The following is a 25,779-nucleotide window of genomic DNA, read 5'->3' on the forward strand; positions in this document are numbered from 1 at the left end:
CTAAAAATATTGCCCGATCCCGAAAACAAATCCTTTTGAGGCATTTTTGGTTAAACCATAGCCATAATCAATTCTAAAAATTGCATTAAATATTTTTTTATTGATAAATCGCAATCCAACTCCAGAGTATGCTTGCATATTTTTTTCTTTAACAAAATCGCTCAATTTTCCTCCGGGATTTCTCCAAGTTCCAGCATCAATAAATGTATTTCCTTGTATTGCCAACCAGTTATTTTCATACAAAGTATGCCTATATTCAGTGTTCCAAACAATACTACCTGTACCTCTATCAACTAAAATTCCAACACCACGCAAATTCACATTATTATCTAACGCAAAAGGTGCAAACGGACTTTTTATGTTAGATGATAAACCTATGCGCAAACGATTTGCCCAATTTCCTTTTTTACCTACCCTTTTGTAGTAAAATAAATCATTCCAAAAAATTAAAAAATTATCTTGATGTTCGTTTTCAGAAATTACATATTGCCCGTAAAATTGACTTTTAAATCCATTTATATATTGGTAATAATAATTTAAATTAACATATGTATAAACAGTTTTAAACAACCATTTATTTACATCTAGCTTTAATGGAATAGTAGGATCTGTGCTTCCTGTTAGATAATCGTATTTTTCTTTAAAATAATTTAATCCGAAGTGAAGATTGTTTTTAAAATTTATTTGATGCAAAGCAAGTGCTTCGTATGAGGTATTTTGATATTTATAATTGGCGGTTTTCTCATCAAAATATAAAGGTTCTTCACTTGTCCATTTTTGATGATTTAAAGCCAAACCCCATTTACTAGAAAACAATGTTGGTGCCTTAAAATTAATACCATACGAATCGAATCCGTTATTTTGATAAAAAGCACCCAGAGTAATATTTTGTCCTAAAAAATTATAATCCGAAAGTCCTATTTTATAAGCTGTTTTCTCGTTAGTAGTGGTCCAAAGATTAAATTCAGGAATTAAAGTATGATTTTCTACAACGTTAATAAAAACATTGTAATTATTTTGATGCGAATGAAATACTTGAAAATACGCATGAGAAATTGCAGGTAATCGTTTTAACCGCACCATATCTTTATTTAACAAAGCAGAATCTAAAGAAGTGTTTTTTTTAGTTTCTATAACTTTTTTTATCAATGCTATTTTTGTTTTTTTTAACCCTTTAATTTTCACATCAAGAATTGTGTTTTCTTGAGAAAACAAACTAAAGCTACTACATATAATTAAAAAAACTATTATTTTACTGCGCATATAATTTTTGAATTAACTTTTCTGTGGGTTTATTTTGAGGTGTAAATCTATTATTCTTTTCTCCTCCAACTTCGTTATGTTTATGAAACCATTTCCATAAAAATCCACCAACAAACCAATCTTCTTTCCAAAATTGATTATAAATTGCTTGCATTCCGTTTTTTTGATTTCGAAGATTTATTTTACCAATAACCCTATCTGATTTCCAAGGTTTTTTTCCCGTAAAATCAATACTTCTATAACCAAATTCTGTAAATAAAACAGGTTTATTTACTTCCTTTCTTACCTTATTAATCTCTTTTTTATGAGGTAGCCATCCGTTTTCAAACTCTTTAATAGTTGGTGACTTTTTATCCGTTAAAGGAAAATAAGCATCAATACCTATATAATCTAGCTCTGTCCAAAAAGAAACGCTATTATATTCATCCCAATTAGCAGCATAGGTTAGTTTTCCTTTATAAATTTTTCTAATTTCTTTTATTAATTTTTGCCAAAATTCTGGTCTGTTTATTACAAATTTTTCTAATTCGGTACCAATGCAAAAAACTGTTGCTTTTAACTCTTGTGCAGTTTTTGCATAGGTTAAAATAAATTTTGAATATGAGTTTTCAAGTATTTCCCAATTCTCTTCAGATTCCATTTTTATATTTCCAGTAAACTCGCCTCTCCAAACCCAAATTTGTGGTTTTATCATCAATTGAATATTATTTTTAGCAAACTCTTTTCCGTATTGAAGAATTCCTTTTTCAGTTTCACCAAACCACTGTCTTTCTGTATTATATATTATTTTTGGAGAACTTACATCTTTTATAAAACCAAAAGGCATCAACGCAACATAATTGGCAGATACCTTTTGCAAAGGGGAAATATGTTGTTGGGTTATTTTTTCTGACGAAGCCACAAAACTAATTCCGTTTATTTTTTTAGTTTGGCTTTTACAAGACCAGCAAAAAAGGCAAATTATAAGGAGTTTATCTATTTTCATAACTCCTAAATTACTGTTTTTTAAAATAATGCACGTAAACCAATACTGTAAGTACTTCCTAATCCCTGAAAATTTTCTCCTCTAAAAATATTACTATACAAAGCTTCAATATTTAACATTTTTGATAGTTGATATTTACCACCAAAACCAGCAGATGTTCCGTTTTGCTTAAAATCACCAAATCGTTGATTATGTTGTACAAAACCTAGTATAGTAGATTTATTACTTGGAAAATAACTTAAAAAAGCTCCGGGAGCTATTACAAAAGTGTTATCAGCAAAGCTATCCTCATCGCCAAAATTATATTCAGTATTTAGTTCTGTAAAAACTTGCCACTTACCGTTTTTTAAAGTGTAATCATAAAAAAATCTATTTTGAAAAGCCCAAGCTGTTTGATCTAAAAAAGCACCATTAGCATCTACTTCTTCACTATGTAACGGAATATGAATTGCTGATTGTACAGAAAAGTTAGCTACATTTTTAAGCGGTTGAAATTTAATTGCTGGTGCAATAGTGGTTAAGCCTTTTCTATCTGTAGTAGTGTTTTCTAAACTAAAAACAGATAATGCCTGCCTGCCGCCAAAAGTATTCGAACGAAATTCTAAAATTGCACCTACATTAATTCTATTATTATCAGAAATACCTGTAAAAACCTCAGCTGTTGAAGTAAAAAAGTTTTCTCTAGGTATAGTTGTTGACTTACTTCCTGAATCTGTTTTTTTAGTTTGAGTATAAATACTATTAAAAAACTTAATATCCCACTGCCCTTTATTTAATAATTTTGATGGGGTATAAGTTTGTATATTACTTTGTGCAACATTCTCTTCTTCTTTTACTACTTCATTTTCTTGAGAAAACCCCTGTAAACCAATTAATAATGTAACTACTATTGCTGTTTTTTTATATTTAATTTTCATATTTAAATTCTTTTATAATTTCATATTCGGACGATTAAAACTTAAACAGCTTACAGAATCATCTTATTTAAAATCATTCTAAATTTATTTACTTCATTAAGTTATTAACTTTAGCAACGACCTAATTGCAAATCAACTTTTATGGAACACGTTGTTATTATTGGTAATGGAATTTCGGGGATTACAGCCGCGAGACACATAAGAAAATTATCAGACAAAAAAATCACGATCATATCTTCAGAAACAGCATATTTCTTTTCTAGAACAGCTTTGATGTATGTGTATATGGGACATCTAACATTCCAGCATACGCAACCTTACGAATCTTGGTTTTGGAAAAAAAACCGTATCGAGCTTAAAAAAGGACTTGTTACCAATATAAATTCTGCTAATAAACAATTAGAATTTAAAAATGGAGAAATTTTTAATTATGATAAATTAATTATTGCAACTGGATCTAAACCTAATAAATTTGGATGGCCTGGTCAAGATTTAAATGGCGTTATGGGAATGTACCATAAACAAGATTTAGAGAAATTAGAAAAATACGCTCCCGATAATAAAACATGTAAAAGAGCTGTAATTGTTGGCGGCGGATTAATAGGTATTGAGCTTGCAGAAATGTTACATAGCAGAAATATTCCTGTTACTTTTTTAGTGCGCGAAAAGAGTTTTTGGAACGGAGTATTACCTGCAGAAGAATCGGCAATGATTAATAAAGAAATTTTAGATAATCATATTGATTTACGTTTGGGAGTTAATTTAAAAGAAATTAAATCGGATGAAAACGGACAAGTAAAATCTGTTATAATTGCTGAAACTGGCGAAGAAATTGCATGTAATGTTGTTGGTTTAACCGCTGGTGTTACACCAAATATCGATTTTTTAAAATCTTCTGATATTGAAATAGGAAGAGGTATAAAAGTAAATCGTTTTTTAGAAACAAATAGCAAAAATATTTATGCGATTGGCGATTGTGCTGAGCAACACGAAGCTATTGATCAACGCAGACCAATTGAAGCTGTTTGGTACACAGGAAGGATGATGGGCGAAACCGTTGCGCAAACTATTTGTGGTAATCGTACCGCATACAAACCTGGACATTGGTTTAACTCCGCAAAATTTATAGATATTGAATACCAAACTTATGGTTGGGTTTGGGCGCAACCTAAAGAAAATGAAGCTCGGTTTTATTGGGAACACGAAAGTGGTAAAAAATGTATTCATATAAATTATGATAAAAAAACACGAGAGTTTATCGGAATAAATAATTTCGGAATTAGAATGCGTCACGAATTTTTTGACAAAATTTTAACCGATAAAAAATCAGTAGAATACGTACTTGAACATTTAGCGGATGCTAATTTTGATCCTGAATTTTTTAAACTTCATGAGCCAGAAATTATTACCAAGTTTAATAAAGAAAATAACACCAACATTCAACTAAAAAAGAAAAGTTGGAAACGAATTTTTAGTAAAGCATAATATATGAAAACAGTTAAAAACATCGGATTAATACTATGCTTTATTGGTTTTGCAATTTTTACCGCAAGCATATTTACAGGTACAAATAAAGTTTCGCAAGAAACCTTTGATTCTTGGGCTAAACAAAAAGTAAAAAGTGAGTTTTTTATTAAAAAAGCACAATCAGAAATAGTAAATAAAGAATTAAGTGCCTACGCATTATCAAACAAAATAATTGAAATAGCTAAAGTATCAAACGAATATTATAAATCTCAAAAAGAAATTTCTTGGGATAAAATTATTTGGTTAAAATGGAACAAAACCTCTAAAGATTTTGTGTATCCGCTAGTAAGAGCATCTGCAAATGGGTGGGTAAAAGAAAATCAAGGATTATTTTTCTTTTTAACCTTTGGCTTAGCCATTCTTGGAGGAAGCATTGCATTTGCTACTGATTATAAATTATTAGGTCCTGCGGGAATTAAAAATAACGGTATTTTTCAGCATTCGGCAACTAACAGAGGTTATTTAGGAATTTTAGCTTTTGTATTTTTTGTTGGTTTTTATATGTTTTTATATTTCTTTCCAAATTATTTAGTAAATCCTATTTTGGCAACCAATCCTATTAGTAAAATGCTAAGTGGTAATCCTGCTAGTCAGTGGTTTTTATACGGATTTATGTATTGTGCGGTAATGAGCGTTTTTGCAATTAGAATGTTTATTAAATATCGTCATAATAATTATCAAATACTAAGAACAGCAGTGGTATTATTTTTTCAAATAGCTTTTGCTTTTTTAATTCCTGAAATATTAGTGGCATTTAACAAACCTTGGTTCGATTTTAAAAATGCTTTTCCGTTAAATTATTCTTTCTTTTTCGATTGGAATATCAATAATTTATTAGAAAGTGGAAACATGGGAATATTTATGTTGGTTTGGGGTATTTTACTAACCTTAGTTATCGTACCTGTAATGGTATATTTTTACGGAAAAAGATGGTATTGCTCTTGGGTTTGTGGTTGCGGTGGATTGGCAGAAACACTAGGTGATCCGTACAGACAACTATCTAGTAAATCATTATTTTCTTGGAAAGTTGAACGCTATTTAATTCACACTGTATTAGTTTTTGCTTTAGCAATGACCGCCTTAACGCTTTACACTTATTTTGCTGAAATAGAAAGCTGGAAAGAACTTGCTTTTGGTATTTCTGCCTACGATGTACAAACTAGCTACGGATTTTTAATAGGATCTATCTTTTCTGGAGTTATCGGAACCGGATTTTACCCTATTTTAGGTAACCGAGTTTGGTGTCGTTTTGGTTGTCCATTAGCAGCTTATATGGGATTTGTACAACGTTTTAAATCTCGTTTTAGAATTACCACAAACGGAGGGCAATGTATTTCATGCGGTAACTGTTCAACATATTGCGAGCAAGGAATTGATGTAAGAGCTTATGCCCAAAAGGGAGAAAATATTGTGCGCTCTAGTTGTGTAGGTTGCGGAGTTTGTTCAGCAGTTTGCCCACGTGGGGTTTTAAAATTAGAAAATGGACCAGAAGAAGGACGAATAAATCCGACAGAAATATTATTAGGTAACGATGTTGACTTAATGACGTTGGTAAATGAAAAATAAACTGTTTTTATTCTTTTTTTCTATTTCATCCATTGGTTTTTCACAAAAAACATATCAAAAAGAATATTTTAAGAACGGAAAGCTAAAAGAAGAAGGTTGGATTTTAAACGAAAAAAAGACCGATTACTGGTATTTTTATCATCAAAATGGAACGGTTAAAAGCGAAGGTTTTTTTATCAAAAATTTAAAAACAGGATTTTGGAAAACCTATAATAATACTGGCAGTAAAATATCCGAAGGAAATTACACTAACAATCTAAAAAATGGATATTGGTACTTTTATCATAATAACAAAGAAATTTCTGATAAAGGCTGGTTTAAAAACAATCTAAAAACTAATTTTTGGGAAAGTTTTTATAACAATAAACAGTTAAAATTTAAAGAAGAGTATAAAAATGATAAACCTATTGGCTATTGGATTACCTATCATAAAAATGGACAAAAAGAAAGCGAAGGACATTTTGTAAACGGACAAAAAACACAATATTGGAGATTTTATTTTGATAATACAAAAATTTACAAAGAAGGTCACTTTAAACAGAATCTCTCTGTAAAATATTGGTATTTTTACCGTGAAAATGGACAATTAGAAAAAGAAGGTCATTTTGTAAATGGTAAAAAAAGTAACTGGTGGTTGTTTTATGATGCCAACGGTTTTGTAAACCATAAATGTCAATTAAAAAACAATCACAAAAACGGATATTGTTTACGTTACAATCATCAAAAATTGGTGAAAGCTGAAAAATATCAACAAGGAGAAAAAATAAAAGAATGGACAGATTTAAAATCTTTTAAAAAAGAAAATAAACTGTTCGATTTAAGATAAATGAAGCAATCAATAAAAGTTATTATTCCTGCCTATAACGAACAAGATTCTATTGGGCTTGTAATTAACGACATTCCATCAATTGTTGATGAAATAATTGTAATTAGCAACAATTCTACAGACGCTACCGAAGTAAACGCAAAAAATGCTGGTGCAACAGTTTTACAAGAATCTAAAAAAGGCTACGGATACGCTTGTTTAAAAGGGATGGAATATATCACTAATCAAAAAAACAAGCCAGATATTATTGTTTTTTTAGATGGTGATTATTCTGATTATCCTGAGCAACTTACCGAATTAGTTGCCCCAATTATAAACGACAATATAGATTTTGTAATTGGTGCTCGTGTAAAAAAACTACGCGAACAAGGAGCTATGACACCGCAACAAATATTTGGTAATTGGTTGGCTACTTTTTTAATGAAATTATTTTTTGGTGCAAAATTTACCGATTTAGGCCCATTTAGAGCAATTAAATACAACAAATTACTTGCTCTTAACATGGAAGATAAAACTTATGGATGGACCGTTGAAATGCAATTAAAAGCCTTAAAACAAAAATTTACATATACCGAAATACCTATGAAATATAGAAACAGAATTGGAGTTTCGAAAGTTTCAGGAACCGTAAAAGGTAGTATCTTTGCTGGCGTTAAAATTTTAAGTTGGATATTTAAATACAGTTTTAAATAATGGTTGTAGAATATATAATAATAGTAATTTATGCTATTTCGTTGCTACTAATTTTTATGTATGCTTTGGCACAATTAAACTTATTGTTTAATTATTTAAAGGCGCAAAATAAAACAGATAACGATGCTAAATTCGATTTTTCTAAGCCAGAAGAAGTTCCGTTGGTAACCATACAATTGCCAGTTTTTAACGAATTATATGTGATGGAACGTTTATTAACCAACATTGCAAAAATTAAATATCCTGCTGATAAATTAGAAATTCAGGTTTTAGATGATTCTACAGACGAATCGGTAATATCAACCGAAAAACATATTGCTGAGTTAAAAAAAACAGGATTAGACATTGTTCACATCCGAAGAGAAAATCGACAAGGATTTAAAGCAGGTGCCTTAAAAGAAGGTTTAGCAATTGCAAAAGGAGAGTTTATTGTTATTTTTGATGCCGATTTTTTACCGCAAGAAGATTGGTTAGAAAAAACGATTCCGTATTTTAAAAACCCAAAAATTGGAGTGGTGCAAACTCGTTGGGGGCATATCAACAGAAACTATTCTACTTTAACTAAAATTCAAGCTTTTGCTTTAGATGCACATTTTACTTTAGAGCAAGTAGGACGAAATAGTAAAGGGCATTTTATTAATTTTAATGGAACCGCAGGTGCATGGCGTAAAGAATGCATTTTAGATGCGGGGAATTGGGAAGGAGACACTCTAACCGAAGATATTGATTTAAGTTACAGAGCTCAGCTAAAAAATTGGAAATTCAAATATTTAGAACACGTAGAAACTCCGGCTGAATTACCCGTTATTATTAGCGCGGCTAGATCGCAGCAATTTCGTTGGAATAAAGGTGGTGCAGAGAATTTTCAGAAAATGACAAAACGCATTATTCTTAACAAAAACGTATCAGTAAAAACAAAAATTCATGGGTTATTGCATTTGCTAAACAGCTCTATGTTTACTTGTATTTTTTTAGTGGCTGTTTTAAGTATTCCTATGTTGTATATAAAAAATGAATATGCACATTTAAAGCCCTTTTTTTACGTGATGAGTTTCTTTGTTTTAAGCTCAATCATTTTCTTTACTTGTTACTGGTTTATGTATAAAAATATTTACGGTAAAGGTTTTAAAAATTTTATTAAATATATTGGCGCATTTTTTACATTTTTCACCATTGTTTTAGGTTTTTCTTTACACAATACAATTGCTGTTTTAGAAGGTCATTTTGGTAAAAAAAGCGAGTTTGTTCGTACACCAAAATTTAATATTAAGAGTATTAAAGACGGCTGGAAAAACAACAAATACATTAGTAAAAACGTTTCTTTACACGTTATTATTGAAGGATTTTTAGCTTTATATTTTGCTTTTGGTATGTACAGCGCATTTATTGTTGGCAATCAAGGAGGCGATTTTGGACTGTTTCCTTTTCATTTAATGTTATTCATTGGTTTTGGATACGTTTTTTTTAAATCACTTTTTTCTAAAGCATAAATGGAATTTTTGAAAAAAAATAATGGAATTTTCGCTGTATTACTAAGCGTTATTTTATATTTTTTCTTCGGATATTTTTTAGAACGCACACAGTTTGAATTACTATTTTTTCTGTGGATTACTCTCTTCGGATGCTTTTATTGGCTATTAAAAAGTAATACCTTTTCTTTTAATACCTTAGTAGGACTTTCTATTTTTTTAAAACTCATTTTTCTTTTTTCAATACCCAATTTATCGCAAGATTTTTATCGATTTATTTGGGACGGAAGGATGATTTTAGAAGGACTTAATCCCTATTTATCATTGCCAAAAACATTTATTGAGCATCAAAATTATCCAATTTCTCAAGCTACGGAATTATATGCGGGCATGGGAGCCATGAACGGAAGTCACTATACCAATTATCCACCTATAAATCAATTTTGTTTTTTAATTGCAGCCATTTTTGCAAACAAAAGTATTTTAGGCAGTGTAATTGTAATGCGAGTTATTATAATTTTAGCAGATATTGGAATACTTTATTTCGGTAAATTATTATTAGAAAAACTTCGTTTATCAGTTTACAATATCTTTTTATACGCTTTAAATCCGTTTATAATCATTGAAATGACGGGAAACTTACATTTTGAACCCGTAATGCTCTTTTTTTTAGTTTGGAGTTTGTATAAGTTACAGCAGCAAAAATGGATTCTTTCGGCTCTTTTATTAGCCTGTTCGGTATCTGTAAAATTAATTCCGCTTTTATTTTTACCCTTATTTTTTCAATCATTTATTAAACCTTTACAAACTAAAAACTCGAACATAATTAAGTGGATTGGTTTTAAATTTCAACCTAAAGAATTTTTAAAATTGTTGAGTTTTTACACTATAATTATTGTCGCTTCAATACTCTTATTTATTCCGTTTTATGCATCTCAATTAATTACAAACTACACTAACTCTGTCGGATTATGGTTTCGTAATTTTGAATTTAACGCTAGTTTTTATTATGTTTTTAGAGAAATTGGTTATTTATTTAGAGGTTATAACGAAATCGCAATTATTGGTAAAATTGCCCCTGTTTTAACCATTTTATTTTTAATATTTATCACTTTTTTTAGAAACAATAAATCAACCATTCAATTAATAACAGCAATGTTGCTTGGTTTATCCTTCTATTATTTTACCTCAACTACCATGCATCCTTGGTATATTGCAACGCTTTTAATTTTATCAGTATTTACCAAATATCGTTTTCCTTTAATTTGGAGTGTTGTTATCATTTTAAGTTATCAAGCTTATGCTAATCAACCCTGGAAAGAAAATTTATGGGTTGTTTTTGTAGAATATTTAATTGTTTATAGCTTTTTAACTTGGGAAATGTTCATAAAAAAACCCACTTAAAAAATTAAGTGGGAAAAATTGCTATGAAAAAGAAAGTGGTCTTGCAACCACTATTCAAATATAAAAAAGAGTTAGGTATTAAACAAATACTTTTTAAAAATTAACATTTATTTCACACCTTTAATACTTTATTGTTTTTTAATTTATATTTTTCTTTGCTTTCCTCACAAATTGCTTCTCCATTTTCATTAAACTCTAATCGATGTCCGAACTCACTAATCCAACCAATTTGTTTAGATGGGTTTCCAACCACTAATGCATAAGGCAATACTTCTTTTGTTACTACGGCTCCTGCACCAACAAATGCATATTCGCCAATATCATTACCACAAACAATAGTTGCATTTGCACCAATGCTTGCTCCTTTTTTAACAACCGTTTGTAAATATTGATCTTGTCTTTTAATGGCGCTTCTAGGGTTTATTACGTTAGTAAATACCATTGATGGGCCTAAAAAAACATCATCTTCGCAAATAACACCTGTATAAATAGATACATTGTTTTGAACCTTTACATTATTACCTAAAGTTACTTTAGGCGAAACCACCACGTTTTGACCAATATTACAACCAACACCTATTTTACAGTTAGGCATGATATGGCTAAAGTGCCAAATTTTAGTATCAGCTCCAATAATACAATTATCATCTATTACAGCTGTTTCGTGTGCGAAAAAAGGTTTTGTTGTATTCATAATAACAAAAGTATTCATTAAATACCATAAACAAAAACCTCTTAGAAATACAATTCTAAGAGGTTGTGTGTGTTTTCTAAAGTCTTATTTTGTTATCTTTTTCCTACGGATGAAAAATCATCTTTAGCTTTTACCTCCCATTCCGAATTAGAAGCATCAGTTCCTGCGCTTATTGCCCAATCAGTATTTCCTGTTATTATTGTTGATTTTCTAATTAATGTATGGTCTTTAGTTGCATCGGTTTCACCTGCCACTTCCCATCCCGCTCCTGGATCTTCTCCAATTTTACCTACAACATCTATTACAACTCCGTTTTTTAACAGCGCAACGGCATCATCACCATTAAAAAAAGGGATTGAAGACGAATAATCTCCTTCGTTTATAATAGCAGTATCTGCTCTAGAATTATATAATACTAAAACCTCATTATTTGCTAAAGTTGTAGTTGCTAAACTACTTAAATCTAAATTTCTGGTAGCTGTTGGCGAACCATTACCGTATAATTCTAAGCTATACGTTGATAAATCTACATCGGCTCCTGTAGTATTGTAAATTTCAATATATTTATTACTACTGCTACCTTCTACATATTCCGAAAAAAATAAATCATTACTAGTTCCAGACGGAACACAATCATAAGTTGCCGTAAAATCAACATCATTTTCATCTCTAATGTACAATTCAACTCCGTTAGATTGTGTTAAGATTCCCGTTATCGTTCCTTTTTTATCACTTACTTGATTGTTCGCAAAAGCAGCATCTGTTTTTACCGAAACTAGTTTTAACGCATCAGTACAATCTGAAGTTAAAACATTATTACCTGCATAGGTTTTAGCTATATCTTTAAACTGCACATCATTAATTTTAACTAATTTACTTTCATAATCTCCTGTTAATGCTTGCGTAAAAGTTATTATTTCTGGTGTAGGTAACGTACCCGATGTTGTGCTTAAAATATCTGAAGTAGCTAAATTTAATCGCAACAAACCGTTGTATTTACTTAATAACAATCCGCCAACTGCAATTTCTATTTCATCTCCTAAATTTAAGTTGTACGTATCGCTAAAATTTAATGCAATTGCCGCAGAAGCATCTTGAACAAAAGCATTTTTGTTAGAAATATTACCTTTAATTAAACTTGATGTAACTACCACTTTTATTTTTAAACTTTCGGTAATTCTAGTTTCTGAACCAGAAAATAAATTTTTCACCGCTGCTAAAGAAGTTTGTGTAGGATTATTATAACATCCATATTCTTGAGTTAAATCAACATCATCTGTATTTCTAATTAATAACTGATAATCGTTTTCAAACTTACCTAAAACAGCAGTTATACTTCCTTTTTTATCAGGAATAGGAACGGATTTAAATGTTGAATATCCGCTAGTTCTTAAAATAATTTTATCAAAAGAGTCACAGCTTATAAGATTTCTGTTGATGTTATCATTATTAGTAGGATTAGCAAAGGTTAATCCTTTAATTTCTGATTGTAAATTGTTAATTTTTATCAGCATATTAACATGATCGTCTGTTATTTCATTAATTTTTAATTCGGTCGGAATTAAAGTGGCCACCTCAGATGATCTGTCTATAAATTTAACATACTCATGTTCGCTCATTCTATCTACAATATAACCATTTCTAACTCCTATCTGAAAAGTTTCGTGGTATTTACTTAAAGCCAAACCTTTTAATTTTATATATATTTTTCTACCAACATTATAACGAGCACTTAAATTGTTACCACTTATTCTTACTTGAAAACCTATTGTTGGATTTTCTGGTTTATCTTGAATTGTAATGGCTCCGAAAAAATTACCATCTCTATCATCAGAAATTACATAACCATAAGTGGTAATTTCTTCTTCAAAATCTACAATACCACTTTGATACAGCGTTGCTATTTCACTTAATGATTTTAAATTAGCATATTCTTTATCATCGCCTAATGTTGGAATTTCAAAATCTCCATCTTCTACACAAGAAGAAAAAACAATCATAAGTATTGCTACGTATTTAATTATATTTTTAGTTTTCATCTTTTTTGTTTTAGCTTTTTTTAAAATCTGTAATTTATATTTAAAAAGTATGTAGCTCCTCTACCATACCAATATTTACTTCCAAAATTTGGAGTTCCATTTTCTTGATCTGCTTTTTCTAATTCGTAATTTGCTGTTCTTCCTTGCTCGTATCCTCCTGTTTTATATTCTTTATTAAGTATGTTGCTAAAGCTTGCAAAAAAACCTACATATTTATTTTTGCCTACTTTCCATGTTTTGCCTCCGATAGCGTTTAAGGTAAAATAACTGTCAAATTTTTCTTGTAATAATAATTGTTTTGCTACTAAAGGATCAAAATTTGGAAACGGTTGTCCATCATCAGAAATAAAAGAAGTTGTTCTTTTTATAGGTGATGGGTCTACGTAAGCTTCCTCTAAAAAATTACCTGTTAGGGCTACAAACCAATATGCAGGATCTCTATATTCAAAACCAAAAGAATAGGCTTTTTGTGGTCCAGAAGCTACCTTGTAGTCTTTTAAACTTGCGGTACCATAATCTTTAATTCCTCTTTTATCAAAACCTGCCAAATCAGAATCTGTACTAATTTCGGATGCCAATGCTACATTCGGATTATTACTATAAGTGTATTGCCCAAAATTTGCGGCTGCTTTTAACTTAAAGGTTGATAATACTTGTGCTTCTATACCTAATTCAGCTCCAAAATGTTGTTTATCTATATTAGTTACAATTTCTTGAATAAAAAGATTTTCGCTGCCTGTAAAATAAAAAGCAATATCTGTAGCATCTTCAATTTTTGTGTAATATCCTGTTAGTTTTGCGGTTACAAAGGGCGTTCTTAAAATATAGCTTGCATCAAAAGATTTAATTTTTTCGTTATTTAAACCACTAACATCGGCAACAGTTAAGTTGTTAGATCTTGAGTTTGCAAAAGAATTTCGAATAGATGGCGCTTTGCTAATATAACCTCCGTTAAAATCTAATAAATGGCGCCCCGAAATTTTGTAGGTAAATCCTCCTTTGGCTCCAAATCCAAAAAAATCCAATTTTTTAGACTTTCCAAAAGAAGTAGGAATAGATACATCTGTAGCATCTCCAGGAAAAATTCCGTTTTGATACAAACCTTCTCTTTGGTGTGTTGTTTTGTGTGCCGAACCTGCAATGTAAAAATCTACTTTATTGTATTTGAATTGTAATTGTGCAAATCCGCCATAAACTTTAGAAGCTATTTTATAATTGTATTTAAACCGATCTCCTTCTTTAGCAATTCTATTCGGATGTAACAAATCACTTTGATAATCATCCTTTGTAATATCTCCAAATTTATTGATGTCTAAATATCCTGTAGCGCCAAATAAATCTAACACTTGCGCAAAATTTTCAGAATCTAAATTTCTATATTCTAAATTACCATTTAACGAAATATTATCTGAAATTTCAGTATTTACAATTGTATTTATCGTTAATTGTTTATCATCGTTACGATCTTCATATAAAGCAAATCTCGCATTATCGCCACTATATTCATTTGCTATATATAAATCTTCCCAGTTTATTTGTCCGTCGTTTTTAAAATTTTCTAATGCTTTGTATGCATCCGCATAATCGGCTCCATCAGGATCGTTTAAATAATAATTCGGCAATTTTCTGTAATAAGTAGGACTCGGATCGTTACCACCATTAAAATCTAAACGGCTATTTCCTATTTCACCAAACTGATAAGAAACACCTGTATTTACAGTAGTTTTAGTACCAATATTCCAATAATGATGTAGCATTAAAATAGGTTCTTCTACTCTTTTTATACGTGAATTTCTGGTTTTTCCTTTCTGATTTCCCCAATGCGGATTGTATTTAATTCCTTTTATATCATACACTTCTTGCACATTCGCTGCTGATTTACCTCTGTTATTTTGAGCTTGAATTGCCGTAAAGTTTAAACTATGATTTTCATTTAATTGCTTTTCTACAGAAATAAACATAGAAAAGGCATTGTACAATGTACCTTCTGTAAAACCTTCTTCGGCATATCTTTTACTACCAGAAGCTGTTATTGCCCACCCACTTTTTAATAACCCAGAAGCATACATTGCCATTAAACGATGCGTATAACTTCTGTTTGCTGAAGCATACGAAAATCTTCCGCCTTCACTATATTCTGATGCTCGAGTACTTATATTGGTTGTACCTAAAACGCCTCCAAAATTGTGATTAGATGGTGCTAAACCATTGCTAAATTCTTGATTTCTCAACGCATCATTTAATCCACCCCAATTACTCCACTGGGGTCGACCGTTATACAACTTATTCATTTCAATTCCGTTAATTAAAACCTTTCCGTTTTCAGAATCTAACCCTTTAATTCGGTAAAAAGAGGAACTCCAATCAAAAGCAGCAGTACGTAAATAAGTGTCTTTTGATGCTTGTAATAAACCCGAAATATTATCAGCAGAGCTCGAATCGTCATTTAATTCATCATCTGTAATTATAATGGTGCTTAAATCTTCAGCTTCAGTACTATTTTTATACATTAAAATAGTACCTAAATCTAATATTTTACCTGATAATTGAACTGGAAAGTTTTGAGTTTCATATCCTTTTAAAAATACAACAACAACTTGTTTTCCTTCGGATATATTATTTAATGTAAAAAAACCATGAGCATCCGTTAAACTATTGTTGTTCGTTTTTTTTACACTTATAAGTACATTTTGAAGTGGTTTTTCTGAATCGCCATTAATTACGATTCCCTTTACTATATTTTGAGCACTTAAATTTAGGGCAGCAAAAAATAGTAATAACAATGTTATTTTCTTTTTCTTCATAAACAATTTTATTTTTAAATAGCACAGTGAAAATAATGAAAAATTGTCTGAATAAAAAATTGCAACACATTAAAAACAAGATTGTTACAGTTTAATTTACTATTTTTAAAAAAAATGATGAAAATGAAAAAAGTAACAATACTTATAATTACGTTGTTTATCTCTGTAATTTTATCGCCTTTACAAGCTCAAAAAAAATATAAAATAAGAACGGTAGCTTTTTATAATCTCGAAAATCTTTTTGATACGATTAATGATCCTGAAAAAAATGATGAAGCGAGTCCTATCATGAAAATTAAGGGTGATAAACAAAAAATTTATTGGAATAAAATTGATAAACTAGGCAGTGTAATACTACAGTTAGGTGCCGAAAAAGCGAATACAAGTCCTGCTATTTTAGGCGTAGCCGAAATTGAAAATAAAAAAGTTTTAGAGGATTTAGTAAACTCTGAAAAATTAAAAAAGAAAAATTACGGAATTATTCATTTTGATTCTCCTGACTGGAGAGGAATTGACGTAGCATTGCTCTATCAAAAAAGATATTTTAAACCAATCCATTTCCAAGCTTTTAATCCAAATATTTATAGTGAAAACAAAAAAATATATACACGTGATATTTTGTGGGTTTCTGGGTATTTAGACGATGAGTTAATTCATTTATTAATAAACCATTGGCCGTCTCGTAGAGGTGGGGAAGCTAAAAGTAGGCCGTTACGTGAAAAAGCGGCTTATAAGGTTACTAAAATTATTGAAAAAATTAAAGAAAATGACCCAAATCCGAAGTTATTAATTATGGGCGATTTTAATGATGATCCTATAAACACTAGCTTTAAAACTGTTTTAAAAACAAAATCAAAAAAGAAAAATGTAACAAAAAACGATCTTTATAACCCGTATGAAAACATGTTTCGCCGCGGATTTAATACTTTAGGTTATCGAGATAATATTAATTTGTTTGACCAAATAATTATAAGTTTTCCGCTGCTAAATAAAGATGAAAAAGATTTTTATAGCTACAAAATGTTTAAATCGGCAATTTTTAATAAACGCTTTTTAACAGAAAAAAAAGGACGTTACAAAGGGTATCCTTTTAGAAGTTTTTCTTACGGAAAATACACTGGTGGATACAGCGACCATTATCCGGTTTACATGTATTTGATAAAAGAAAACTAAAAGAGTTTATGAAATACAAACCCTTTTAGTTTTTACATAAATTTACTAAGTAATTATTCATTTTTATTTGAAACAAGGTTCCTTTTAATAAATCGTCTATTTGTGCGAGTTCTATTTGCGAAACAGCCATACTTACTTTTTCTGACGGAGTTTGTAATAAAATAGATTTACAATTTTCTCCTTTTACACAAGTGGCGCAGTTTTTTTGATTTTTAGAGTCGATTACTTTTTCTAAAAAAGTTTCAATTTCATTTTCAGTTAAATGAAAACCCGTATCGCAAAATATTAATTGAATTAAATTAATACCTCTGTCTTTCCAATGAAATGAAATACCAATTTTATTATCGTATATTTTAATAATTTCTTCCATAAATAATTTTATTACGGAAACAAATATATAATTTATTTAGAATTATTCTAAATAAATTATTTTAAATCTTTTAAAAGTAATTGAATAGAAGTATTTCCTCGCCAAGTATTTTCGTCAAGACTATAGGCAATATCAAATTCATTTTGAATTGAAGGTAATTTTTTTCCTAAATTAAATCCGATAGCATTATAAGTTCTCTTATCTGAACCGTAAATAATGTTTAGTTTTAAGTGTGTTTTATCAGCTCCAACCTGTTTTCCGTAGCCGTTATCTCTTACTGATTGAGTTGAAAAAGTTGGTTTCATATTTTGTGGCCCAAAAGGCGCCATTTGCTGTAAAATTCTATAGAATTTAGGAGAAATTTCTGATAAATCTAATTCAGCATCAATACTAATTTCAGGAGTTAGTAAATTTTTATCAATAGTTGCAGCAACCACTTCTTCAAACTTTTTCTTAAAATTTTCGTACTGTTCTGGTAATAAAGTTAAACCTGCAGCGTATTTATGTCCTCCAAATTGCTCAATAAATTCGGCACATTGCTCTAAGGCATTATACACATCAAATCCTTTTACCGATCGTGCAGAAGCTGCTAATTTATCGCCACTTTTGGTAAAAACTAACGTTGGTCGGTAATAGGTTTCTATTAAACGAGACGCTACAATACCAATAACTCCTTTGTGCCAATTTTTATCAAAAACAACAGAAGTGAATTTTTCTTTTTCGTCGTTTTCTTCAATTTGAAGCAAGGCTTCTTGGGTAATTTTTTTATCAAGATCTTTTCTGTCTGAATTATATTTTTCAATAGACGAAGCAAAATCTACAGCCGCATCAAAATCCATTTCGGTTAACAATTCTACCGCATGATTACCGTGTTTCATCCTTCCGGCAGCATTTATCCGCGGAGCGATAATAAAAACAACATCGGTAATCGTCAATTCTTTTTTATCTAATTGATGAATGATCGCTTTAATTCCGTTTCTGGGTTGCGAATTAATTACTTGCAAACCCCAATAAGCCAACGTTCGGTTTTCGCCTGTCATTGGTACAATATCGGCTGCAATTGCAGTGGCAACCAAATCTAAATATCCAACTAAATCATTAATCGTTTGATTTCTATTAGAGGCTAATGCCTGGATCAATTTAAAACCAACTCCGCAACCACATAATTCGTCATACGGATAGTTGCAATCTACTTGCTTTGGATTTAAAACTGCGACAGCTTTCGGAATTTCAGCCCCTGGTTTGTGGTGATCGCAAATAATAAAATCGATGTTTTTTTGTGATGCATACGCAACTTTATCGATGGCTTTTATTCCGCAATCTAAAGCGATGATTAATGAGAAATCATTGTCTTGTGCAAAATCAATTCCCATATATGAAACTCCGTAACCTTCGGCATATCTATCAGGAATATAAGTTGCAATATTTGGGTGAATGGTTTTTAAATAGGATGACATTAAAGAAACTGCCGTGGTACCATCGACATCATAATCGCCAAAAACTAAAATATTTTCGTTATTCGCAATTGCTTTTTCAATTCGATCTACAGCAATTTGCATATCCTTCATTAAAAAAGGATTGTGTAAATCGCTTAACGAAGGACGAAAAAATTGTTTTGCTTTATCAAAAGTATCAATATTGCGTTGCACTAAAATTTTAGCTAAAGTTTTATCAATTGATAATTCTTTAGCTAATTGATTTACTTTAACCAAATCAGGTTCTTGTTTTAAAGTCCAACGCATATTTTTAATTTAAAACGAAAGGGTTATGTGAGGCAACCCTAAGCTGTTTATTATGTGTGATTCTGAAATAAATTTAGAATGACGTAAAAGTTATGAATTAATGCGAGTGTTTATTGATTATGAAAATGATTGGTAGTTTTTACTTCAGCAAATCGTCTAAACATTTCCATTACACCACAGTATTTATCTACTGATAATTGTACTGCTTTGTTAATTTTAGCTTCGTTTAAATTGGTACCGTAAAAGTGATAATCAACAAAGACTTTATGGTAATATCTAGGATGTTCTTCGGTTAATTCTCCTATAATTTCAATTTTAAAATCAGTAATAGCAACACGCATTTTTTCTAATAACGGAATAACGTCAACACCAGAGCATCCTGCTAAGGCAGATAACATCATTGCTTTAGGTCTTAATCCATCTCCTTTACCACCATTTTCTTCACCTACATCTATAAAAATTTTATGTCCACTTGGATTGTCGGTTTCAAATTGCATATTTTCTTTCCAAACGGTTGTAACAGTATGTGATGCCATAATTTTAATTATTTTTTTGTTTCTTGCATAAGCAAATTTAAGGAAGTGTAAATTATTCTTACTTAATCTTTGTATAAACTTATAGTAAAATCATCAAAAAACAAACACAACATATGCCATTAGTAACACCATTATCTGCAGAACACGATAAAGAAACAAAAGAATTAGCCGAATTTTTTAATGAAACACTTGGATTTTGTCCCAATTCGGTTTTAACAATGCAACGCAGACCTGCCATTTCAAAAGCTTTTATCAACTTAAATAAAGCAGTGATGGCGAATGAGGGAAAAGTAACATCTGCTTTAAAAAGAATGATTGCTTGGGTATCGAGTAACGCAACAGGTTGTAGATATTGTCAGGCGCACGCTATTAGAGCTGCCGAGCGTTATGGCGCAGAACAAGAACAATTAGATAATATTTGGGAATATAAAACGCATGCTGCTTTTTCGGATGCTGAGCGTGCTGCGTTAGATTTTTCGTTGGCTGCTTCTTTAGTTCCAAATATGGTAGATGATAAAATAAAAACCGAGTTGTATAAATATTGGGATGAAGGAGAAATTGTAGAAATGTTAGGTGTTATTTCTCTCTTCGGATATTTAAATAGATGGAATGATTCTATGGGAACTTCAATTGAAAATGGTGCCGTAGAGAGCGGAAATCAATATTTAGGTAAACATGGATGGGAAAAAGGAAAACATATATAAGCTCTAAAAACAAGTAGTAAAAGAGGTGGTGAGATTACGTTTTTACCACCTTTTTTAATTTTAATAGCCAGCATATTATTAGACAAAAACTTATTTTTTTAATAAATAAAAGTTAAATATTTTTTTATTACTAACCGATTGTTTAGATTTGTACTGTAATTAAACACTATGGCACGTAAAAAGAAATATAACGAAGAGGAAGTGGTAGAAAAAGCTATGAATCTTTTTTGGCGAAATGGTTACGAAGCTACTTCAATGCAAATGCTTGAAAAAGAAATGGGAATTAACAAGTTTTCTATCTATGCGAGCTTTGGTAATAAACACGGACTATTTTTAGAAAGTCTAAAATGTTACAAACAAAAAGTAAGTGCTATTTTTAAAAAATTTGAAAAATCAACTAATGGTATAGATGGTATTAAGCAATTTTTTATCGATTCTGTTGACGTACATTATAAGGAAGGAAATCATAAAGGCTGTTTAATAACCAACACCTACAATGAATTTTGTGAAAGTGAAGACAAAATTATAAAAGATGAAATGAATGCTTTTATGAACAATTTGAAATCTGTTATTATTGATAAATTAAAAACCAATAACACTAAAAATGAAGAAACCATTTTAAAACAAGCAAACTACTTACTATTGGCAAAGCATGGTTTAGCTGCTGCTGCTCGAGTAAACAACCAACAAGAAATTAACGACTATATAGAAATGACTTTCATAAACTTATAAGCATTTTTTTTACATCAAAACTAAACGACTGTTTAGTTATTTAAATATTAATTATAAAACAAATATTATGACAACTTTAAAAATTCACAACTCAGAAACAGCTCCAGAAGGTAGCAAACTACTATTAGAAAACTCACAAAAAGCCTACGGAATGATTCCTGGTTTACACGGCGTATTGGCTGGAGCACCAAAAATTTTAGAAGCCTACCAAACATTACATCAACTGTTCACAGAAACCTCTTTTAATGAAGAAGAATTAACGGTAGTTTGGCAAACAATTAATGTAGAGCACGCTTGCCATTACTGCGTACCTGCACATACAGGAATTGCAAAAATGATGAAAGTTGATGATACAATTACCGAAGCTTTACGTAATAAAACTCGTTTAGAAAACCCTAAATTAGAAGCTTTGCGTACCTTGACTTTATCTATAGTAAGAAACCGTGGAAATATTACTCAAAATGATTTAGAAGCTTTTTACGCAAATGGCTATACAGAGGCTCAGGTATTAGAAATTATCTTAGGTTTATCTCAAAAAACAATAAGTAACTATGTAAATCATATTGCTAATACCCCAGTAGACACCGCTTTTCAAAAATTTGCTTGGTCAAAATAATTGATAAATATTAAACCACAAACCTTCCTCTTAACATGGAAGGTTTTTTATAATTATGAAAGAAAAATTAAAAATAGATATCATATCTGATGTTGTATGTCCATGGTGTACTATTGGTTACAAACGATTAGAAAAAGCCATCTCTGATTTAGACTTAAAAGATCAAATAGAAATTGAATGGCACCCTTTTGAATTGAATCCTGATATGCCAATCGAAGGGCAAGATTTAACAGAACATATTACTGAAAAGTATGGTGCAACACTCGAACAGCAAAAACAATCTCAAACACAAATGACTATTGCAGGAAGAGAAGTTGGTTTTAAATTCGATTATTTTGATACAATGCGTATTGTAAACACTTTTGATGCTCATGTATTATTAGATTATGCTAAAGAAAAAGGAAAACAAACTGAATTAAAAATGGCACTTACTAAGGCTTATTTTAGCAATAGAAAAAACGTGTCAGAAAGAGAAATTTTAAAGGAGGTTCTTATAGAAATAGGCATAAATACAGAAAAAGCTTTTACTTATTTAAATGATAAAGAAATTCGTTATAATGTAAGAAACAAACAATCATATTGGAAAAGCATGGGAGTAAACTCGGTACCAACCTTTGTTTTTAACAAAAAAAATACTGTAACTGGTGCACAGCCTATAGAAACATTTAAGCAAATCTTAAAAAACTTTTAAAAACTAGGTGAAAAAAAAGACGCTTTATATAAAGCGTCTTTTTAATTTTATTTATCTAAAGTAATTTTACTTTAATTTTTTCTTAACTGCTACTTCAGTATAAGCTTCAATTGTATCACCTTCTACAATATCGTTGTATCCTTTAATTTGAAGTCCACAATCATATCCTTTAGTTACTTCTTTAACATCGTCTTTAAAACGTTTTAATGAAGTTAATAAACCATCGTGCACTACAATTCCGTCTCTAATAATACGGATTTTAGCATCACGTGTTATTTTACCTGTCATCACCATACATCCTGCAATGTTACCAACTTTAGAAATTTTATAAACCTCTCTAATTTCAACATTACCAAGAACTTCTTCTTTCATTTCAGGAGATAACATTCCTTCCATGGCATCTTTAAGATCGTTAATAGCATCATAAATAATAGAGTATGTTCTAATATCAACTTCTTCTCTATCTGCAACTACACGTGCATTTCCTTGCGGACGTACATTAAATCCAACAATAATTGCATCTGAAGCGGTTGCTAATAATACATCAGATTCGGTAATTGCACCAACTCCTTTATGTAAAATATTAACTTGAATTTCTTCAGTAGATAATTTTTGGAATGAATCTGTTAAGGCTTCTACCGAACCATCTACATCTCCTTTTAAGATAATGTTAAGCTCTTTAAAGTCTCCTAATGCGATACGACGACCAATTTCTGCTAATGTTAATGTTTTTTGAGTTCTTACAGATTGCTCTCTTTGTAATTGAGAACGTTTTGCTGCAATTTGCTTCGCTTCACGCTCATCTTCAAATACATTAAACTTATCACCTGCTTGTGGTGCCCCGTCTAAACCTAATATTGATACTGGTGTAGATGGTCCTGCTTCTTTTACTTTATTTCCTTTATCATCAAACATAGCTCTTACTTTACCACTATGTTTACCGGCTAAAATATAATCTCCAATTTTTAAAGTACCTGCTTGTACTAATATTGTTGATACATATCCTCTACCTTTATCTAATAAAGCTTCTACAACAGCTCCTGTTGCATTTTTATCAGGATTTGCTTTTAATTCTAAAATCTCAGCTTCTAATAATACTTTTTCTAATAATTCAGGAATTCCTTGACCAGTTTTTGCTGAAATATCTTGCGATTGAATATTACCTCCCCATTCTTCAATTAATAAATTCATGGCAGATAATTGTGTTTTTACATTATCTGGATTCGCATTTGGTTTATCAATCTTATTTATTGCAAATATGATTGGTACACCCGCTGCTTGTGCGTGAGATATCGCTTCTTTAGTTTGCGGCATTACATCATCATCGGCAGCAACTACAATAATTACTAAATCGGTTACTTGCGCTCCACGAGCACGCATTGCGTAAAGGCCTCGTGACCTGGTGTATCTAAAAATGCAATTTTTTGTTCACCTACAGGCACTGCATACGCACCAATATGTTGTGTAATTCCTCCTGATTCTCCATCAATTACATTTGCCTTACGGATGTAATCTAATAAAGATGTTTTACCATGATCTACGTGACCCATTACCGTAATAATTGGCGCACGTGTTATTAAATCTTCTGGCTTGTCTACTACTTCTTCGATAGATTCCTCTACCTCAGCACCAACAAATTCTACCTTATAGTTAAATTCCTCAGCAACAATAACTAATGTTTCAGCATCTAAACGCTGGTTCATTGTTACCATCATCCCTAACATCATACATGAAGAAATAATGTTCGTTACAGGAACATCCATCATGGTAGCAACTTCACTTACAGTAACAAATTCTGTTACTTTTAAGATTTTGTTATCTAATGCTTGAGCTTCTTGTTCTGCTTCAGTTTGTTCTCTGTGAGCATCCCTTTTATTTCTACGGTATTTTGCTCCTTTACCTTTTTTAGATTTACCTTGAAGTCTTTCTAAAGTTTCACGTACTTGTTTTTGTACTTCTGCTTCAGTTGGTTCTTCTTTTTTAACGGCTGGTCTTTGAGCTCCTCTACCTCTAAATCCTGGTCTATTATTTCCACCACGATTTCCTCCTCTGTTTTGTGCAGGTTTTGCTGCATTTCCAGTTTTTGGAGCACCTGGTTTGCTAATTCTTTTACGTTTCTTTTTATCTCCGTCAGATTTAGCGTCAGGCTTTTTCTTTTTAGGTCTTTCAAATTGTTTTAAGTCAATTTTTTGACCTGTAATTTTTGGACCATCAAGTTTTTTATACTGAGTTTTAATTTTCTCAGCAGTTTCAGGAGTAACTTCAACAGGTTTTTCTTCTTTTACCTCCTCTTTTTTAGTTGCTACTACCTTTTCAGTTGCTTTTACTTCAACTTTTTTAGGAGCTTCTTTTACTATTTTAAATTTAGCTTTAACAGGTTTAGTTCTTTCAACTTTTGCAGGTTCAGTTTTCTTTTCTTCTACCTTTGCAGTTGGCTTAACCTCCTCTTTAACAGTTTCTTTAGCTGGCGCTTCTTTTTTAGGGGCTTCAACAACCTCTTTAGCTTCAACTTTTACAGGTTCTTTTTTGTCTTCAACTGCTTTACCAGTTTTAACATCAATTTTACCAACTGTTTTAAACTCTAATTTTTTAGCTTTGGCTTTTAAAACTTCTTGCTTTTTAGCTTCGTCTTCTAACCTCTTCTTTTCTTGCTCTTCTTCTACCTGTTGACGAATAGCTTCCTTTTCTTTACGCTTTTCTTCGCTTACTTCTTTAGAGGCTACTTTTTTAGATTTATCTGTTTGAAAACCATCAAATAATATTTGATATTCTTTATCAGAAATCTTTGTTGTAGGACGAGCCTCTATTTCATGACCACTTTTAGCTAAGTGTTCTACAGCTCTATCTAAAGAAATGTTTAATTCTCTTAATACTTTATTGAGTCTTAATTTGTTGCCTTCAGCCATAAATTATTTTATACTTTATATTCAAAAAACACACTTTATACTTTAGTATAGTTATGTTTTTTTTCTTTGATTATCAGATTTTGTATTGATTATCATCAATTTTGCAGGAGACTGATTTCCTT

Annotated in this window: 20 protein-coding genes and 1 pseudogene; 11 read left to right on the forward strand and 10 right to left on the reverse strand. The window is 30.7% G+C overall.

Annotation, left to right across the window (positions count from 1 at the left end; all coding sequences use genetic code 11):
- The 3 genes from ACN5J5_RS04575 to ACN5J5_RS04585 are packed head-to-tail and all read right to left on the reverse strand — an operon-like array spanning position 1 to position 3,165.
- Positions 1 to 1,263: an outer membrane protein assembly factor gene (locus ACN5J5_RS04575; RefSeq protein ID WP_418646129.1), complete on the reverse strand. Its 1,263-nt coding sequence runs from the start codon at positions 1,261 to 1,263 to the stop codon at positions 1 to 3.
- Positions 1,253 to 2,248 carry a glycoside hydrolase family 113 gene (locus ACN5J5_RS04580; RefSeq protein WP_418646130.1) on the reverse strand — a complete coding sequence of 332 codons (996 nt, stop codon included), beginning with the start codon at positions 2,246 to 2,248 and terminating at the stop codon, positions 1,253 to 1,255. The genes ACN5J5_RS04575 and ACN5J5_RS04580 overlap by 11 nt, the downstream gene beginning before the upstream one ends.
- A gap of 20 nt (positions 2,249 to 2,268) precedes the next feature.
- Complete coding sequence (locus tag ACN5J5_RS04585) at positions 2,269 to 3,165, reverse strand: hypothetical protein (RefSeq protein ID WP_418646131.1); 897 nt, start codon at positions 3,163 to 3,165, stop codon at positions 2,269 to 2,271.
- Between the two features lie 141 nt (positions 3,166 to 3,306).
- On the opposite strand from ACN5J5_RS04585, the gene ACN5J5_RS04590 reads away from it, so the two are divergent.
- The 6 genes from ACN5J5_RS04590 to ACN5J5_RS04615 are packed head-to-tail and all read left to right on the forward strand — an operon-like array spanning position 3,307 to position 10,650.
- Complete coding sequence (locus ACN5J5_RS04590) at positions 3,307 to 4,650, forward strand: NAD(P)/FAD-dependent oxidoreductase (protein ID WP_418646132.1); 1,344 nt, start codon at positions 3,307 to 3,309, stop codon at positions 4,648 to 4,650.
- Between the two features lie 3 nt (positions 4,651 to 4,653).
- Positions 4,654 to 6,258: a 4Fe-4S binding protein gene (locus ACN5J5_RS04595; RefSeq protein ID WP_418646133.1), complete on the forward strand. Its 1,605-nt coding sequence runs from the start codon at positions 4,654 to 4,656 to the stop codon at positions 6,256 to 6,258.
- A complete protein-coding gene (locus ACN5J5_RS04600) occupies positions 6,248 to 7,084 on the forward strand; it encodes a toxin-antitoxin system YwqK family antitoxin (protein WP_418646134.1) in 837 nt (278 codons plus the stop codon). Before ACN5J5_RS04595 ends, ACN5J5_RS04600 begins: the two co-directional genes overlap by 11 nt.
- Positions 7,085 to 7,777, forward strand: coding sequence for a glycosyltransferase family 2 protein (locus ACN5J5_RS04605; protein WP_418646135.1), 693 nt, complete (start codon positions 7,085 to 7,087; stop codon positions 7,775 to 7,777).
- Positions 7,777 to 9,267 carry a cellulose synthase family protein gene (locus ACN5J5_RS04610; RefSeq protein WP_418646136.1) on the forward strand — a complete coding sequence of 497 codons (1,491 nt, stop codon included), beginning with the start codon at positions 7,777 to 7,779 and terminating at the stop codon, positions 9,265 to 9,267. The genes ACN5J5_RS04605 and ACN5J5_RS04610 overlap by 1 nt, the downstream gene beginning before the upstream one ends.
- Positions 9,268 to 10,650, forward strand: a complete 1,383-nt coding sequence (locus ACN5J5_RS04615; RefSeq protein ID WP_418646137.1) for a mannosyltransferase — start codon at positions 9,268 to 9,270, stop codon at positions 10,648 to 10,650.
- Between the two features lie 112 nt (positions 10,651 to 10,762).
- Here ACN5J5_RS04615 and ACN5J5_RS04620 read toward each other — a convergent pair whose 3' ends face one another.
- From ACN5J5_RS04620 to ACN5J5_RS04630, 3 genes are all read right to left on the reverse strand, one after another.
- A complete protein-coding gene (locus ACN5J5_RS04620) occupies positions 10,763 to 11,344 on the reverse strand; it encodes an acyltransferase (RefSeq protein WP_418646138.1) in 582 nt (193 codons plus the stop codon).
- 92 nt (positions 11,345 to 11,436) lie between these two features.
- Positions 11,437 to 13,383, reverse strand: a complete 1,947-nt coding sequence (locus tag ACN5J5_RS04625; RefSeq protein WP_418646139.1) for a DUF5689 domain-containing protein — start codon at positions 13,381 to 13,383, stop codon at positions 11,437 to 11,439.
- A 20-nt stretch (positions 13,384 to 13,403) separates the two neighbouring features.
- A complete protein-coding gene (locus ACN5J5_RS04630) occupies positions 13,404 to 16,187 on the reverse strand; it encodes a carboxypeptidase-like regulatory domain-containing protein (protein ID WP_418646140.1) in 2,784 nt (927 codons plus the stop codon).
- Between the two features lie 123 nt (positions 16,188 to 16,310).
- On the opposite strand from ACN5J5_RS04630, the gene ACN5J5_RS04635 reads away from it, so the two are divergent.
- A complete protein-coding gene (locus tag ACN5J5_RS04635) occupies positions 16,311 to 17,360 on the forward strand; it encodes an endonuclease/exonuclease/phosphatase family protein (protein WP_418646141.1) in 1,050 nt (349 codons plus the stop codon).
- Between the two features lie 25 nt (positions 17,361 to 17,385).
- Here the strand turns inward: ACN5J5_RS04635 and ACN5J5_RS04640 are convergent, their stop codons facing one another.
- The 3 genes from ACN5J5_RS04640 to ACN5J5_RS04650 all read right to left on the reverse strand — a co-directional run bounded on the left by ACN5J5_RS04640 (position 17,386) and on the right by ACN5J5_RS04650 (position 20,008).
- Entirely contained in the window at positions 17,386 to 17,730 is a 345-nt protein-coding gene (locus tag ACN5J5_RS04640; RefSeq protein WP_418646142.1) for a hypothetical protein, read from the reverse strand.
- Between the two features lie 56 nt (positions 17,731 to 17,786).
- Positions 17,787 to 19,472, reverse strand: coding sequence for a single-stranded-DNA-specific exonuclease RecJ (recJ, locus tag ACN5J5_RS04645; protein WP_418646143.1), 1,686 nt, complete (start codon positions 19,470 to 19,472; stop codon positions 17,787 to 17,789).
- Positions 19,473 to 19,582: 110 nt separating this feature from the next.
- A complete protein-coding gene (locus tag ACN5J5_RS04650; RefSeq protein ID WP_418646144.1) occupies positions 19,583 to 20,008 on the reverse strand; it encodes an OsmC family protein in 426 nt (141 codons plus the stop codon).
- A gap of 113 nt (positions 20,009 to 20,121) precedes the next feature.
- Here ACN5J5_RS04650 and ACN5J5_RS04655 point away from each other — a divergent pair, with 113 nt between their 5' ends.
- The 4 genes from ACN5J5_RS04655 (at position 20,122) to ACN5J5_RS04670 (ending at position 22,751) form a co-directional block, all read left to right on the forward strand.
- Complete coding sequence (locus tag ACN5J5_RS04655; RefSeq protein WP_418646145.1) at positions 20,122 to 20,712, forward strand: carboxymuconolactone decarboxylase family protein; 591 nt, start codon at positions 20,122 to 20,124, stop codon at positions 20,710 to 20,712.
- A gap of 168 nt (positions 20,713 to 20,880) precedes the next feature.
- The gene (locus ACN5J5_RS04660; protein ID WP_418646146.1) at positions 20,881 to 21,444 is read left to right on the forward strand and encodes a TetR/AcrR family transcriptional regulator; all 564 of its coding nucleotides are present in this window, start codon (positions 20,881 to 20,883) and stop codon (positions 21,442 to 21,444) included.
- A 67-nt stretch (positions 21,445 to 21,511) separates the two neighbouring features.
- Positions 21,512 to 22,060 carry a carboxymuconolactone decarboxylase family protein gene (locus ACN5J5_RS04665; RefSeq protein WP_418646147.1) on the forward strand — a complete coding sequence of 183 codons (549 nt, stop codon included), beginning with the start codon at positions 21,512 to 21,514 and terminating at the stop codon, positions 22,058 to 22,060.
- Positions 22,061 to 22,115: 55 nt separating this feature from the next.
- A complete protein-coding gene (locus ACN5J5_RS04670; protein WP_418646148.1) occupies positions 22,116 to 22,751 on the forward strand; it encodes a DsbA family oxidoreductase in 636 nt (211 codons plus the stop codon).
- Between the two features lie 66 nt (positions 22,752 to 22,817).
- Here the strand turns inward: ACN5J5_RS04670 and infB are convergent.
- Positions 22,818 to 25,657: pseudogene (infB, locus tag ACN5J5_RS04675) on the reverse strand (translation initiation factor IF-2).
- Between the last annotated feature and the right edge of the window lie 122 nt (positions 25,658 to 25,779).

This window comes from Tenacibaculum insulae, assembly GCF_964512435.1.
GTDB classification, from domain to species: Bacteria; Bacteroidota; Bacteroidia; order Flavobacteriales; family Flavobacteriaceae; genus Polaribacter; species Polaribacter insulae_A.